The following is a 15,641-nucleotide window of genomic DNA, read 5'->3' as shown; positions in this document are numbered from 1 at the left end:
CCATAGAAATTACACGCCGAATAAGCCTCTAACGCTTACTATACCTACACCAAATGCTATCAAAAAACTAGCGAAACACCAGAGACGGTATTACAGACGGCAAGGTAAACACTGCCACGCAGGCCACCAGGTCTTGCGCCTGGCTTTTCATGCTGCTGGCGGCGGCGGCCATTTCTTCGACCAGCGCGGCGTTTTGCTGGGTGACTAGGTCGATTTGCGAGACCGCTTCGCCGATTTGCGATACGCCTGCGCTTTGCTCGTTACTGGCGGCGCTGATCTCGCCAACGATGCCAGTGACGCGGCGGATGGCTCCGACCACCTCGGCCATGGTGGCACCGGCTTTGTCCACCAGCAAGGTGCCCTGTGCCACGCGGTCCACGCTGGCACCGATCAGCAGCTTGATTTCTTTGGCTGCCTCGGCGCTGCGCCCGGCCAGGGAGCGCACTTCGCTGGCCACCACCGCAAAGCCGCGGCCCTGCTCGCCCGCACGGGCGGCTTCCACGGCGGCATTCAGGGCCAGGATATTGGTCTGGAAGGCGATGCTGTCGATCACGCCAATGATGTCGGCGATCTTTTTCGAGCTGTCGTTGATGCCCTGCATGGTGGTGACCACCTCAGCTACCACGTCGCCCCCCCGCACGGCGACGGTGCTGGCGCTCTGGGCCAGCTGGTTAGCCTGGATGGCGCTGTCGGCGTTTTGCCGCACGGTGGCGCTGAGCTGCTCCATCGAGGCGGCGGTTTCCTCCAGCGCACTGGCCTGTTGTTCGGTGCGGGCGCTCAGGTCGTGGTTGCCTTGGGAGATTTCGGCGCTGGCCGTGGCCACGCTGTCAGAGCCCTGGCGGACCTGGGTTACCAATTGCACCAGGCTGGTCTGCATGCTTTGCAACTGCGCCATCAGGCTGGTGGTATCCCCCTGCCGAAGTTGGATATGCAGCCCCAGGTTGCCCGCAGCCACGCCCTGCGCCAAGGCCGTGGCCACGCCCGGTTCGGCCCCGAGCTGGCGCACGATGGACCGCGTGATGAGTAGGCCAGAGAGGGACGCCAGCAGCACGCTGAAGCCGCCAAAACCGATCAATATCCCACGCGCCTGCCGGTAATCGGCCACGGCATCTTGGTAGGCTTGTACGTTCTGGGCATCCTGGAACCCGATGTTCTCGGCAATCGCTTCTTGCCACACGGTGGTGGCGGGCCCCGCCTCTTTGAGCAGCAACGCCGTGGCATCGGCGTCTTTTTGGTCCATGGCCAGTGCGATCACTTCGTTGTTGATGGGACGGGCCACCGCAGCAGCCTGCTCGATCTTGGCGCGGTTGGCACGCGCCGCATCGCTGGGCGGGAATTTCTGCAGCGCCGCCCAGTTCTGGTTGTAATGCTCTCGGGCCGCAGTCACCTTCTGCAACTCGCGCTCCATAGCCGGCATTTCGTCCAGCAGCGTGATGGTGCGGATCACCCGCGACACGGTGTGCACGTCATTCGCCAGGGCGTTGTTGATCTGGATCTTGACGTTGTTGGTCTTGACCACCAGCTCCAGGTTGCCTTCGATGTCACCAAGTTTGCCGATGGCCAAGACGGTAGACACCAGAGAAAGCGCCACCAGCAGGCCAAAACCGAAGTTAAGACGGGTGCTGACTTTGAAGTCCGAAAGTCGCATGGTAAAAATCCTTTGAAGGGTTTCAGAGTCCTCGTAACCAAGGCCATACACAGCGGACCCAAGCCGAGTCAGGCGTTCACAATGTAAATGACAGTAACCATTTCGCAAAATTATGGAGGGACAGCATTCCATTTACAGACAATAACGCTACCAAAAAAATAGCTGCTAGCGCATACCGAATATGCGCTAGCAGCCTAAAAGTTAAAAGATAGAAAGGTGGCGTCAGCGTTGCGGCAGTACAAACACTGCGACCGCATCCACCAGGTCTTGCGCCTGGCTGCGCATGCTGCTGGCGGCGGCGGCCATTTGCTCGACCAAAGCGGCGTTTTGTTGGGTCGCCTGGTCCATCTGGGTCACGGCCTCGCCCACCTGGGACACGCCCAGGCTCTGCTCGCGGCTGGCGGCGCTGATCTCGCCCATGATGTCGGTGGCGTTGCGGATGGCTGCCACCACTTCGGCCATGGTGGTACCGGCTTTGTCCACCAGCAGCGTGCCCTGCGCCACGCGGTCCACACTGGCACTGATGAGCAGCTTGATTTCTTTGGCCGCATCGGCGCTGCGCCCGGCCAGACTGCGCACTTCGCTGGCCACCACCGCAAAGCCACGGCCTTGCTCTCCGGCGCGGGCGGCTTCCACGGCCGCATTCAGCGCCAGGATATTGGTCTGGAAAGCGATGCCGTCGATCACGCCAATAATGTCGGCAATCTTTTTCGAGCTGGCATTGATGCCTTGCATGGTGGTGACCACCTGGGCGACCACCTCGCCGCCTTGCACCGCCACCTCGCTGGCGCGCCGGGCCAGTTGGTTGGCCTGGGCGGCACTGTCGGCGTTTTGCTTGACGGTGGAGCCCAGCTCCTCCATCGACGCAGCGGTTTGCTCCAACGCGCTGGCCTGGTGCTCGGTACGCGCACTCAGGTCGTGGTTGCCCTGGGCGATTTCGGCACTGGCGGTAGAGACGCTCTCCGACCCCTGGCGCACCGTGGCCACCACCTGCGACAGGCTGGCCTGCATGGCGGCCAGGGCCTGCATCACCACCGCCACTTCGTCTTTGCCCGAGGTGTCGATGCGCTGGTTCAAATCGCCCTGGGCCACCGCGTTGGCCACCTCTCCCGCCCGTAGCAACGGCCGGGTAATGCCGCGCATCAAGGTGTAGCCAAACAGGGCCGCAAACGCGATACCGGCCAGGATGGAGGCAATAAACGTGGTCCGGATGGTGGTGTAGCGGGCGACGGCATCGTCAAAATCGCGCTGGGTGTCGGCCTTTGTCAGCACCAGCAGGCCGCTGATGTCGTCAAAGATGGGGTCAAACAAATCGCCAAACTTGCGCACTGCCAGCACCCGCGCCGTGGCCACGTCCTCGTCGGCCAGGGCCTGGAGTGCGGGGCGCAGGCCTTCCTGCAGGATCTTTTTCTGCTTGGCATCAATGGCTTTGACCAGCGTGTCGCCGTTTGGGCCCATGGGGGTGGCTTGCAGGGCGGCCCAGACTTTATTGACCTTGAGGATATTGGCCTCGGCCTCGGCCGTCGCTTTGGCGATCTTCTCGGGCACCGGGGACAGCAACGCGTTGGAAATCAGCTGCCGGTTGCGCATGGTCAAAAACTGGAATTCAGCCACCAAGCTTTGGGTTTGCATGCGGTTCTGGTACATCGACTCCATGGCCGCATTGGACTTGGCAATCCCCAGCAGGCCCACAGCCCCGATGGCCACCAGCAAAGCCGATAGCACCCCCACCAGCACCAGCAAACGGGTCGATATCTTGAGGTTTTTCATGCGCTGCGTCTCTGTTACCGGATGTAAATAGACAAACAGAATAACCGAATATCTACATATTCTTACAGTCGAACAAAGACAAACGAGCCAGCCTAGGGTTTAACCGGATACCCAGACTGCAAGCAGGCATTGCTATGCTAAAAATAGCAGCATACGAAGATTTTACATGCGCTAGCGGCCTAAAAAGCACCAAACTCACCCTAACGTCATCTTCCAAAGATACCGTGGAACTGGCTCCGCCAGGCCACTGGTATCGCCCCCTGCAAGGGGGTTGGCGTTGCCGCATGCGTCCTCGGCTTTTCAAGCCGATTCCGGGGCAGTGGACAAGCCTGGGGGTGCGTCAGAATTTAGGCATGCCCTTCATGCCACCCATGCGCTTGATCATCTTCATCATGCCGCCGCCCTTCATCTTCTTCATCATGTCCTGCATCTGGCCGAACTCGTTGAGCATGCGGTTCACCTCCTGCACCTGGACCCCGGCACCGGCGGCGATGCGGCGTTTGCGGGTGGCCTTAATCAGGTCGGGCTTGCGGCGCTCCAGCGGGGTCATGCTGTAGATGATGCCTTCCTTGCGGCGGATGTCGCGCTCGGCCTTGTCCATGTCCATGGTGCCGGCTTTGGCGGCCATCTGGGCGGGCAGCTTGTCCATCAGGCTGGACAGACCTCCCATTTGCTTCATCTGCTGGATCTGGCTCAAGAAATCGTTCAAATCGAAGCTTTCGCCGCTTTTGACCTTGGCGGCCAGCTTCTGCGCGGCGGCCATATCGACACCGGCGGTGACCTGCTCGACCAGGGCCAGGATGTCGCCCATGCCCAGCACGCGCCCGGCGTGGCGCTCGGCATCGAACACTTCCAGGCCGTCGATCTTTTCGCTGGTACCGGCAAACTTGATCGGCACGCCCGTCACATGGCGCACCGACAGGGCCGCGCCGCCGCGCGAGTCGCCGTCGGTCTTGGTGAGGATGATGCCGGTCAGCGGCAGCGTATCGGAGAAAGCCTTGGCGGTGTTGATCGCGTCCTGGCCCTGCATGGCATCGACCACGAACAGGGTTTCGACGGGCTTGAGGAAGGCGTGCAGGTCCTTGATTTCGCGCATCAGCACTTCGTCGATGGCCAGGCGACCGGCGGTATCGACCAGCAACACGTCAAAGTAGTGCTTGCGGGCGTAATCGATGGCGGCGGCGGCAATGTCCAGCGGCTTCTGGTCGGGCGTGCTGGGGAACCACTCGGCCCCGGCCTGCTTGGTGACCATCTTGAGCTGCTCGATGGCGGCCGGGCGGTACACGTCGCCAGAGACGGTGAGCACCTTTTTCTTGCGCTTCTCAATCAGGTGCTTGGCCAGCTTGGCGGTGGTGGTGGTTTTACCCGCCCCCTGCAAACCGGCCATCAAGATCACGGCGGGCGGCTGGGTGGCCAGGTTGATGTCGCTGATGCCCTCGCCCATGGTGCGGCTGAGTTCGCGGTTGACGATGCCCACCAGCGCCTGGCCGGGCGACAGCGAGCCCATCACCTCCTGGCCCAAGGCTTTTTCTTTCACCCGCGCAATGAAGTCGCGCACCACCGGCAGGGCCACGTCGGCCTCCAGCAGGGCCATGCGCACTTCGCGCAGCATGTCGGCCACGTTGGCCTCGGTGATGCGGGCCTGGCCCCGGATTTCCTTGACCAGGCGGGAGAGTTTGTCGGTAAGAGCGGAGGCCATAAAGAAGTGTCCGAAGAAGGTTGTATGTCGGGCCGGGCGCGGACCCCACCACCAGAAACACCGCAGAACTGGCTCTGCCAGGCTGCTGGTGTTGCCCCCTGCAAGGGGGTTGGCGAAAGATGCGAAGCACTGCAGCCTGGGGGTGAGCCACTAAAAGCTAAACTTGCCAGATGATTTTAACGACCGCGCCCCTTGCCACCGTGCTGCTGTTCGCCGCCACGGCGCTGGCTTACGCTGTGCCTGCGGTGGGAGCCGCCCGCTTGAGCATGCGCGCCAGCCGGGGGGCCTTGTGGCTGGCCTGGTTGCTGCACGCCCTGGTGCTGAGCCTGGGGCTGTTTGGCACGCCGCCGCGTTTTGGTTTTGCGCCCGCGCTGTCGGTCACGGCCTGGCTGGTGCTGACGGTGTACGCGGTGGAAAGCCATTTGTTCCCGCAACTGCGGGCCCGCTGGGCGCTGGCCGGGCTGGGCGCGGTGGCGGTGCTGCTGGCCCTGCTGTTTCCCGGCACGCCGCTGCACGCCATGGCCTCGCCCTGGCTGCCGCTGCACTGGGCGCTGGGCATTGCCTCGTACGGCCTGTTTGCGGCAGCGGTGGTGCATGCCTGGCTGATGACGCGGGCCGAACGCCAGATGCGCATGGCGGCCGATGCGACCAGTGGTATCCCGCTGCTGACGCTGGAGCGGCTGACCTTTCGGCTGGTGAGTGCGGGCTTTGTGCTGCTGTCAGCCACGCTACTGGTGGGCTGGCTGTTTGGCGAACAGCTCTACGGCATCCACGGCTGGAAATGGAGCCACAAAACCGTGTTTTCGGTACTGTCCTGGCTGACCTTTGCGGTGCTGATGGTGGGCCGCAGCCGCTTTGGCTGGCGTGGCCGCAAGGCCGTACGGGTGCTGTACACCGGAGCCGGACTGCTGCTGCTGGGCTATGTGGGCTCGCGCTTTGTGCTGGAAGTGGTGCTGGGGCGGGCCACATGAAGCTGCTGATTGTTTTGCTGGCGGTATTGCTGGGCGTGTGGCTGTGGCGCTCTCGGCGACCGCCCGCCAAACCTTCCAAGCCCACCCAGGCCCTGCAGGAAATGGTGCCCTGCCAAGTTTGCGGTGTGCTGTTGCCGCAAAACGAGGCCCTCACCACCGCGCACGGCGTGTACTGCGGCCCCGCCCACCGTACACAGGCCGAACAGGCCCACCGGTGACGCCCACCAGCCCCGCCGCCCCGTTGGTAGAGCCTGACCCGCTCGCCTTGGCGCGGGTCTGGTACGGGTTTATGACGGCCCGGGTGACGATTGCGCTGGCAATTCTGGTCTGGCACGGCGCGCTGCTGGCACTGGGCCAGACCGTGTCGCCCTGGCTGCTGCTGTTTTGCGGCGGCTACCTGGCCAGTGCCCTGGCGTTGCGCCTCACGGGGCGGCCCAGCCAAACCGAGCATCCCTCCAAGCGTTTCTGGATCGGCACCGTCGGCGTGGATGCGCTGGTGTTCTCCACTCTGCAACTGATGCAATCAGGCAGCATCAATTACAGCCCGCTGCTGGGCTTGCCAGTGCTGCTGGCGGCCGTGCTGGGTCGGCGGGCCATCGCCCTGGGCACGGCGGCCGTTATGACGCTGCTGCTGCTGCTGCTGGATATCTGGAAGCTGTACTCCCACCAGGCGGGCGACGAAGCGACGCTGCTGATGCAAAGCGGGCTGACAGGCATGGGTTATTTCGTAGTGGCTTTTCTGGTCAACCAATTGGCGGCCCGGCTGGAGCGCGAAGAGCATTTGGCGCTGCGCAACCAGATCGATGCACAACTGCAAACCCGGGTCAACGAACTGGTGATTGAAACCCTGACCGACGGCGTGTTGGTGGTCGATGCCAGCGGCAGCACGCGTGCGGCCAACCCGGCCGCACGCCTGCTGCTGGGCACCGACAGCCGCACCGGCCACGCCCCGTTGCAACTGGGAAGCCAGCCCGGCTGGCAGGCGCTGCTGGCGCTGGCACAAAAGACCTTTGCCGAAGAAAGCACCCAGCAAGCCGACATCCGCATCCAGTACACCGGCCGCAGCCCGCGCCGGGTGCGGGTGCGCACCCGCATGACGGCGGCCGTGGCGGGCCAAACCGACAGCCTGTGCGTCATGTTCCTGCACGATCTGCGGGAAATGGAAGCCCGGCTGCGCACCGAAAAAATGGCCGCCATGGGCCGTATGTCGGCCGCCGTGGCGCATGAAATCCGCAACCCGCTGGCAGCCATTACCCAGGCCAATGCCCTGCTGGAAGAAGACCTGACCGACCCGGCCCAGCAGCGGCTAACCACCATGGTGCGGCACAACGCCCAGCGTCTGTCCAAAATTGTGGACGAGGTGCTGGAGATTGCCCGGGTGCCCGCGCTGTCCGGGCACCGTTCCGCGCCGGTGCAGATCAAGCTCGACGAGGCGGTGGACAACATTTGCCGCGACTGGTCGCAGCAGGACCCGGCCCGGCGCAGCGTGCAGGTATCGCTGGGCACACTGGGTTTGCCGGTGGACTTTGACCCCGACCACCTGCGCCGCGTGCTGGTCAACCTGCTGGACAACGCCTTGCGCTACGAGAGTGGCCAGGTCGGCGCCGTGCAGGTTGGCACCCAGCTGCTGCCCAACCGGCAATCCAGCCTGTTGGTGTGGAGCGACGGCCCGCCAATGGAGCAGGCGGTAGAGCAGCATTTGTTCGAACCTTTTTTCAGCTCAGAGAGCCGATCCAGCGGTTTGGGTCTGTATATTTGTCGGGAACTGTGCGAGCGCCACCGCGCCAGCATCGGCTACCAGCGCGCCCCCCGCGAGCGCGGCGGCCTGGTGGCGCAGGGCAATGAATTTTTTGTGCAGTTTCGCCCGCCCAAGCCCAGTACCCTGGTGGCCCGCTCTTTCGATATCCAACCGGCCTGATCTCCCCACACTGATCTCCCCACACTATGGCCCAGCCCCCTTCTTTGCCTGCCGCATCCGTCCTGGTGGTAGACGACGAGCCCGATCTGCGCACGTTGTACGAGCTGACCTTGCTGCGCGAGGGCTACCGTATCGACACCGCCGCCGACCTGCAAGAGGCTCGCGCACTGCTGGAGGACAAACGCTTTGACGTGGTGATCACCGACATGCGCCTGCCCGACGGACTGGGTATCTCCCTGCTGCACAGCCTGAAGGCCCAGCAGCGGCCAGAGCGCGTCATCGTCATGACCGCCTACGGCTCGGCCGAGAACGCGGTCGAAGCCCTGAAAGCCGGAGCCTTCGACTACCTGACCAAGCCGGTAGACCTGAAGCAGTTTCGCGCCGTGGTGGCATCGGCCATCCAGGGCACCAGCCAGCCCACGCGCCTCACAATTAATAGTGAAAAACCCTCGCAGCGCATATCCAACGGAGACAGTGCGCTACAGAAATTAGTGGGTAACTCGGATGCCATGCAAGGGGTCAAGCAGCGCATTGTCAAAGTGGCGCGCAGTATGGCCCCGGTGCTGGTGCGGGGTGAATCGGGCACCGGCAAAGAACTGGTGGCCCAGGCCCTGCACGCCAACAGCCACCGTGCCGCCGGGCCGTTGGTGGCGGTGAACTGCAGCGCCATCCCCGAGAACCTGCTGGAGGCCGAGTTTTTTGGCGCTAAAAAGGGCTCTTACACCGGCGCGGTGCAAGACCGGCCTGGCTATTTCCAGGCAGCCCGCGACGGCACCCTGTTTCTGGACGAAATTGGCGACCTGCCGCTGGCCATGCAATCCAAGCTGCTGCGCGCCATCCAGGAGCGCAGCGTGCGCCCGCTGGGCTCCACCCAGGAGGACGCGGTGGACGTACGCATCGTCAGCGCCACCCACAAAGACCTGGCCGCCGATGTGAAAGCCGGGCGCTTTCGGCAAGATTTGTACTACCGGCTGAATGTGATCGAAATCGCCGTGCCGCCGCTGCGCGAGCGCCGGAGCGACCTGCCCGCGCTGTGCGAGGCGCTGCTGGCCCGCATCGCTTTTGAATCCGGCATGCCGGTGCCGCTGCTGTCGCCCGAGCTGCTGGCCCAACTGGCCAGCCACCCGCTGAGCGGCAATGTGCGCGAACTGGAAAACCTGCTGCACCGCGCCGTGGCGATGGGCGACGGCGAGGCTTTGCACGTCGACTTCAACCCCGACTTTGACGCTACCGAACCGACACCGCTGCAGGCCTCGCCCGAGGAGCCCGGCACTACCGCCAGCGCCAGCGCCAGCACCATACCCACAGACCTACAGGCCTTTTTAGACCAGCAGGAGCGCGACATCCTGGTCAAGGTGTTGCACGAGACCGGCTTTAACCGCACTGCCACGGCCCAACGCCTGGGCCTGAGCCTGCGCCAGATCCGCTACCGCATCGAGCGCCTGAACATCGCCACCCCGCAAGACAATGAACCCCAAGACCCCTAACAAGCACGTGGCACCACAAGCGCCTTTGTGGCGCAATGGCTGGTACCGATTTGCCCACCAGCACAAGTCCCCCAACTTCGGCCCCCGGCCCTTCGGTGCGCGCACCGACCTGGTGGTGCTGCACTCCATCAGTCTGCCGCCCGGCGAGTACGGCGGTGACCACGTGCAAGCCCTGTTCGGCAACACCCTGGACTGGTGCGCCCACCCTTACTTTGAAAGCATCCGTGACCTGCAGGTGTCGGCCCACTTCTATATCCGCCGCCAGGGCGAGCTGTGGCAGTTCGTGAGCGCCGACGACCGGGCCTGGCACGCTGGCACCTCGCACTACCGCGGCCGCGGCAACTGCAACGACGACTCCATTGGCATCGAACTCGAAGGCCTGGAGGGCCAACCCTTTGAGCCGGAGCAGTACGACACCCTGGTCAGCCTGCTGGCCGCGTTGAAGCCCACCTACCCCATCCGCCATGTGGCAGGCCACGAGCACATCGCACCGGGCCGCAAAAACGATCCGGGCGCAGGTTTCACCTGGCAGGCGGTGCAACGCGGCACAGGGTGGGATACGGATTGCTTTCCATCGGCGACACAAGCTCGTGTTTAAATATAAAAATGTAACAATACGCGCCCTTTTAGCGTAGCGCAGGCAACGATGGATACAAAGCAGACCCAAGCACTGCGCCGTTTTGCAGGGCAAATCCTCTGCCAAGCCGCATATTGACTGGGTGGACAGGCCGCTTTCCTGGTAGCACAACGCTTGCCGGACGATTGCGGCCACAAGACCCGAATAGCCCACAGCCCCTGACCGGCATTCAGACCGCGATACACTACCGGTAGTGGCTTGAATTGATATCAGACCCTATATATAGTGTCTAACTTGCATTGCAAAGTGCCTCAATTCCACGGCATGGCCGTATATTTACCGCGTTCTCGCGTAGCTCCGCCGCCAGTTCTAGCCCCACCCATTCCACACCGTGCTCTTACCGACAGACCCCAAGGAAACCATGCAAACTGCATTGAATACCCCCCCCACCGCCCAGCCGCTGCCATCGGCCCTGCGTCCCCATGACCCAGCCCATCGGTCTGACCGCAGCGACACCAGCGCGCCCGAAATGCTGGCGCACTACCAGATCATCCGTCGCAATGGCGCCGTGGTGCCTTTCGAGCCGGGCAAGATCGCCATCGCCATGATGAAAGCCTTTTTGGCCGTGCATGGCACGCAAGGCGCGGCTTCGGCCAGCGTGCGCGAAGTGGTGGACACGCTGACGCAAGGTGTTGTGCGTGCGCTGGTGCGCTCGCGCCCCGGTGGCGGCACCTTCCATATTGAAGATGTGCAAGACAATGTGGAACTAGGCCTGATGCGTGGTGGCCACCATGAAATCGCCCGCGCCTACGTGCTGTACCGCGAACGCCACACGCAAGAGCGCGCCAAGCAGGTCGCCGCGCAGACCCCTGCCGCCCCCGTGCTGCATGTACTGGACGACGGCCAGCGTGTCGCCCTGGACACCGCCCGCCTGCAACAACTGATCGAGCAGGCCTGCGCCGGTTTGGGCAGCGAAGTCACCGCTGCCCCTATCGTGGCCGAAACCATGCGCAACCTGTACGACGGCGTGCCGATGGAAGAGGTCTACAAGGCCGCCATCCTGGCCGCCCGGACCCTGATCGAGACCGATCCCGACTACACCTACGCCACCGCCCGCCTGCTGCTACACACCATCGCCAAAGAGGTGCTGGGTGCCGATCTGACGCAGGCCGAGCTGGCCGCCAAGTACGTGGATTACTTCCCCCAGTACATCCAGAAAGGCGTGGACAACGAGCTGCTGGATGCCGCGCTGGTGACCTACGACCTGCCCCAGCTGGCAGCCGCCCTGAAACCCCAGCGCGACCTGCAGTTTGACTACCTGGGCCTGCAAACCCTGTACGACCGCTACTTCCTGCACGTGCGCAAAACCCGCATCGAGTTGCCCCAGGCCTTCTTCATGCGCGTGGCCATGGGCCTGGCGCTCAATGAGACGAACCGCGAAGCCCGCGCCATCGAGTTCTACGAAGTGATGTCGTCGTTTGACTTCATGTCCAGCACGCCCACGCTGTTCAACAGCGGCACGCTGCGGCCCCAGCTCTCCAGCTGCTATCTGACCACCGTACCCGACGACCTGGACGGCATTTACGAATCCATCAAGGAAAACGCGCTGCTGTCGAAGTTTGCCGGCGGCTTGGGCAACGACTGGACCCGCGTGCGCGCCCTGGGCAGTCACATCAAGGGCACCAACGGCGAATCCCAAGGCGTGGTGCCGTTCCTGAAAGTCGTCAACGACACCGCCGTGGCGGTCAACCAGGGCGGCAAGCGCAAGGGAGCGGTCTGCACCTACCTGGAAACCTGGCATCTGGACATCGAAGAGTTCCTGGAGCTGCGCAAGAACACCGGCGATGACCGCCGCCGCACCCACGACATGAACACCGCCAACTGGGTGCCCGATCTGTTCATGCGCCGGGTCATGGAAGGCGGTAGCTGGACCCTGTTCTCGCCCAACAACGTGCCCGATCTGCACGACAAGTTCGGCTCCGAGTTCGAGACCGCCTATGTGGCCTACGAAGCCCGCGCCCTGCGCGGTGAAATCATGCCTTCGCGCACCCTGCCCGCCAGCGATCTGTGGCGCAAGATGCTGACCATGCTGTTTGAAACCGGCCACCCCTGGATCACGTTCAAGGATGCCTGCAATGTGCGCAGCCCCCAGCAGCATGCTGGCGTGGTGCACTCCAGCAACCTGTGCACCGAAATCACCCTGAACACCAGCGACACCGAAACGGCCGTCTGCAACCTGGGCTCGGTCAACTTGTTGCAACACATCACCAACGGTGCACCCGATGCCAATGGCGTCGTATCCAAGGTTCTGGACCACGCCAAGCTGCAAAAGACCATCACCACGGCCATGCGCATGCTGGACAACGTGATCGACATCAACTACTACGCCGTCACCAAGGCCCGTACCTCCAACATGCTGCACCGCCCGGTCGGCCTGGGCCTGATGGGTTTCCAAGATAGCCTGTACGAACTGCGCATCCCCTACGCCAGCGAAGCCGCCGTGGCCTTTGCCGACACCTCGATGGAAGCTATCTGCTACTTCGCCTATTGGGCCTCCAGCGAGCTGGCCAAAGAACGCGGCCAGTACTCCAGCTACAAGGGTTCGCTGTGGGACCAGGGCATCCTGCCGCTGGACACCCTGGACCTGCTGGCCAAGGCCCGTGGCGGCTATGTGGATGTGGACCGTTCCTCCACACTGGACTGGGGCAGCCTGCGCCAAAAAATCCAGGCGGACGGCATGCGCAACTCCAACTGCGTCGCCATTGCGCCCACCGCCACCATCTCCAACATCATTGGCGTGGATGCGTCGATCGAGCCCTGCTTCGGCAACCTGTCGGTCAAGTCCAATCTGTCGGGCGAATTCACCGTCATCAACAGCTACCTGGTGCACGATCTGAAACGCCTGGGCTTGTGGGACAACGTGATGCTGATGGACCTGAAGCACTTCGACGGTTCGCTGCAATCCATCGACCGCGTGCCGCATGAAATCAAGGCGCTTTACCGCACCGCGTTCGAAGTCGAAACCACCTGGCTGGTGGAGGCAGCATCGCGCCGCCAGAAGTGGATCGACCAGGCCCAGTCGCTGAATATCTACATGGCCGGTGCCTCGGGCAAAAAGCTCGACGACACCTACAAACTGGCCTGGACGCGTGGCCTGAAAACCACCTACTACCTGCGCACCCGCAGCGCCACCCACGTCGAGAAATCGACTGTGGCCGCAGGCCGCATGAATGCCGTGTCTTCGGGCCAGGCACCCAGCCAAGCCATGAGCGCCATCGACACTGCCGCCGTAGCCGCACGCCAGCAAATGAACGCCGATGCCCTCAGCGCCAACCCCGCAACCGACATCAAGTTTTGCGCCATCGACGACCCCGGCTGCGAAGCCTGCCAGTAAGCCTGTTGATAGGTTGGCCATCGCATCGTAAAAAGCTCCTTTTTTGCGATGCGATTGAGCAACAAAGCCCCTGAAAATAGCGGCATTGAAAATGAATACTTTTCATTTTTCGATGCTGCTCTCATAATCCTAGCATTGGAAAATCTATGTTGACCTGGGACGAAGAAGTCAAGCCCTCATCGCCATCCGTAGCGCCCCTCGGCTTACCCACCAGCCGTGTGGAAGCCCACGCTGTTTTTCTGGCCGAAACGCCCTCTGCAGTACCTACGCCTCCCCCTGTTATTGCCCCCTCGGCCATGGACACTGCTACCGCCCACGTCGCCGTGCAGGCCACCGCAGCACGCCGCGTCAACGCCGCCGACAAGCGCATCATCAACGGCCAGACCGATGTCAACCAATTGGTGCCATTCAAGTACAAATGGGCCTGGGAAAAGTACCTGGCGTCCTGCGCCAACCACTGGATGCCCCAAGAGGTCAACATGACCCGCGACATTGCCCTTTGGAAAGACCCGAATGGCCTGACCGAAGACGAGCGCCGCATTGTCAAACGCAACCTCGGCTTCTTCGTCACCGCCGACTCGCTGGCCGCCAACAACATCGTGTTGGGCACCTACCGCCACATCACCGCCCCCGAGTGCCGCCAGTTCCTGTTGCGCCAGGCGTTTGAAGAAGCCATCCATACACACGCCTACCAGTACATCGTGGAGTCGCTGGGCCTGGACGAAAGCGAGATATTCAACGCCTACAACGAAGTCGCGTCCATCCGCAACAAAGACCAGTTCCTGATCCCCTTCATCGAAGCGATCATGGACCCCAATTTCCATACCGGCACGCCCGAGAACGACCAGACCCTGCTCAAGTCGCTGATCGTATTCGCCTGCCTGATGGAAGGCCTGTTCTTCTACGTCGGATTCACGCAGATCCTGGCACTAGGCCGCCAGAACAAGATGACCGGTGCCGCCGAGCAGTACCAGTACATCCTGCGCGACGAGTCCATGCACTGCAACTTCGGGATTGACCTGATCAACCAGCTCAAGCTGGAAAATCCCCACCTGTGGACGGCCGAGTTCAAAGTTGAGATCAAAGACCTCTTCGTGCGCGCGGTAGAGCTGGAATACCAGTACGCCGAAGACACCATGCCGCGTGGCGTACTCGGCATGAACGCCTCCATGTTCAAGGGCTACCTGCGCTACATCGCCAACCGCCGCGCCACCCAGATTGGCCTGGAAGCCTGCTTCCCGCACGAAGAAAACCCGTTTCCCTGGATGAGCGAAATGATCGACCTGAAGAAAGAGCGCAATTTCTTTGAAACCCGCGTGATTGAGTACCAATCGGGCGGCGCGCTTTCCTGGGATTGAACGCCATCACGTCCATGCTTTTAAATACCGCACAAACCCCAGCCTGCACACCGGTGCTGGCCCGTCTTTGTGCCCCCGAGTCCATGGTGCTGGGCAACCGCCCAACACCATGCATCGCTCTATGCCTAACAATCGGCATAAAGTGCTCTTTGTAAACAGATCAAGGAGAAAATAATGGCAACTGCAAAAAAACCGGCCGCAAAAAAGGCCTCCCCCGCAAAGGCGGTAACCCCTACCAAGGCAGTCGCTGCAAAAAAAGTAGTTACCGCTAAAACAGTCGCCAAACCTGTCGCGGTCAAGGCTGCGCCCGTAAAGGCAGCACCAGCCAAGGCGGCTCCCGCAAAGAAGGCGGCAGCTCCAGCTAAAAAGGCAGCTGCCGTCAAAGTTGCGCCTGCCAAAGCGGCCCCAGTGAAGGCCGCACCAGTCAAAGCCGCTGCAAGCAAAGCGGCACCCGCCAAGAAAGCAGCTCCAGCGAAAAAAGTTGCAGTCGCTAAAGCGGTAGTCGCCAAAGCAGCTCCGGTGAAAGCCGCTCCTGCCAAGGTACCAGCGGCCAAGAAAGCAGCCACACCAGCGCCCAAAGCCGCTGCAAAAGCTGCTGCGCCCGCCAAGAAAGCACCCGCAGCCAAGAAGGTAGCGGTAGTCGCCAAGGCTGAGCCCAAGAAAGCTGCGCCAAAAGCTGCCGCCCCTAAAGCCGTCGCCAAGAAAGCCACCAAAGCACCTGCAGCCAAACCGGCCTCTGCACCGGCAGCGGCGTCGGCCCAAACGACCCTGAATCCACAAGCAGCTTGGCCATTCCCTACGTCTAACAAGCCCTGACCG

The 15,641-nt window shown here is 62.4% G+C and carries 11 protein-coding genes; 8 read left to right on the top strand and 3 right to left on the bottom strand.

Annotated elements, in window-relative coordinates; translation table 11 throughout:
* Positions 1 to 67: 67 nt before the first annotated feature.
* From AC097L_RS22365 to ffh, 3 genes are all read right to left on the bottom strand, one after another.
* Positions 68 to 1,648, bottom strand: coding sequence for a methyl-accepting chemotaxis protein (locus AC097L_RS22365; RefSeq protein WP_479588926.1), 1,581 nt, complete (start codon positions 1,646 to 1,648; stop codon positions 68 to 70).
* Positions 1,649 to 1,870: 222 nt separating this feature from the next.
* Positions 1,871 to 3,418 (bottom strand): methyl-accepting chemotaxis protein, encoded by a 1,548-nt coding sequence (locus AC097L_RS22360; protein WP_479588925.1) that lies wholly within the window; start codon positions 3,416 to 3,418, stop codon positions 1,871 to 1,873.
* A 340-nt stretch (positions 3,419 to 3,758) separates the two neighbouring features.
* Positions 3,759 to 5,117, bottom strand: a complete 1,359-nt coding sequence (gene ffh, locus AC097L_RS22355; protein WP_479588924.1) for a signal recognition particle protein — start codon at positions 5,115 to 5,117, stop codon at positions 3,759 to 3,761.
* A gap of 170 nt (positions 5,118 to 5,287) precedes the next feature.
* Between ffh and AC097L_RS22350 the strand changes: the two genes are divergently transcribed.
* The 8 genes from AC097L_RS22350 (at position 5,288) to AC097L_RS22315 (ending at position 15,638) form a co-directional block, all read left to right on the top strand.
* Positions 5,288 to 6,088 (top strand): cytochrome C assembly family protein, encoded by an 801-nt coding sequence (locus AC097L_RS22350; RefSeq protein ID WP_479588923.1) that lies wholly within the window; start codon positions 5,288 to 5,290, stop codon positions 6,086 to 6,088.
* The gene (locus tag AC097L_RS22345; protein ID WP_479588922.1) at positions 6,085 to 6,306 is read left to right on the top strand and encodes a PP0621 family protein; all 222 of its coding nucleotides are present in this window, start codon (positions 6,085 to 6,087) and stop codon (positions 6,304 to 6,306) included. Before AC097L_RS22350 ends, AC097L_RS22345 begins: the two co-directional genes overlap by 4 nt.
* On the top strand, positions 6,303 to 8,006 hold the full coding sequence (locus AC097L_RS22340; RefSeq protein WP_479588921.1) for a sensor histidine kinase: 1,704 nt from the start codon (positions 6,303 to 6,305) through the stop codon (positions 8,004 to 8,006). Before AC097L_RS22345 ends, AC097L_RS22340 begins: the two co-directional genes overlap by 4 nt.
* Positions 8,007 to 8,032: 26 nt before the next feature.
* On the top strand, positions 8,033 to 9,493 hold the full coding sequence (locus AC097L_RS22335) for a sigma-54-dependent transcriptional regulator (RefSeq protein WP_479588920.1): 1,461 nt from the start codon (positions 8,033 to 8,035) through the stop codon (positions 9,491 to 9,493).
* The gene (gene ampD / locus AC097L_RS22330) at positions 9,474 to 10,091 is read left to right on the top strand and encodes a 1,6-anhydro-N-acetylmuramyl-L-alanine amidase AmpD (RefSeq protein WP_479588919.1); all 618 of its coding nucleotides are present in this window, start codon (positions 9,474 to 9,476) and stop codon (positions 10,089 to 10,091) included. The genes AC097L_RS22335 and ampD overlap by 20 nt, the downstream gene beginning before the upstream one ends.
* Before the next feature lie 400 nt (positions 10,092 to 10,491).
* A complete protein-coding gene (locus AC097L_RS22325) occupies positions 10,492 to 13,464 on the top strand; it encodes a ribonucleoside-diphosphate reductase subunit alpha (RefSeq protein ID WP_479588918.1) in 2,973 nt (990 codons plus the stop codon).
* Between the two features lie 146 nt (positions 13,465 to 13,610).
* Positions 13,611 to 14,822 (top strand): ribonucleotide-diphosphate reductase subunit beta, encoded by a 1,212-nt coding sequence (locus AC097L_RS22320; protein ID WP_479588917.1) that lies wholly within the window; start codon positions 13,611 to 13,613, stop codon positions 14,820 to 14,822.
* A gap of 174 nt (positions 14,823 to 14,996) precedes the next feature.
* Positions 14,997 to 15,638 carry a histone gene (locus AC097L_RS22315; RefSeq protein ID WP_479588916.1) on the top strand — a complete coding sequence of 214 codons (642 nt, stop codon included), beginning with the start codon at positions 14,997 to 14,999 and terminating at the stop codon, positions 15,636 to 15,638.
* The last annotated feature ends 3 nt before the right edge of the window (positions 15,639 to 15,641 follow it).

The sequence above is a fragment of the Rhodoferax sp. RT5P35 genome (assembly GCF_056521385.1).
Note: the sequence above shows the minus strand (reverse complement) of the source record. Positions and strands in the feature narration are given on the sequence as shown.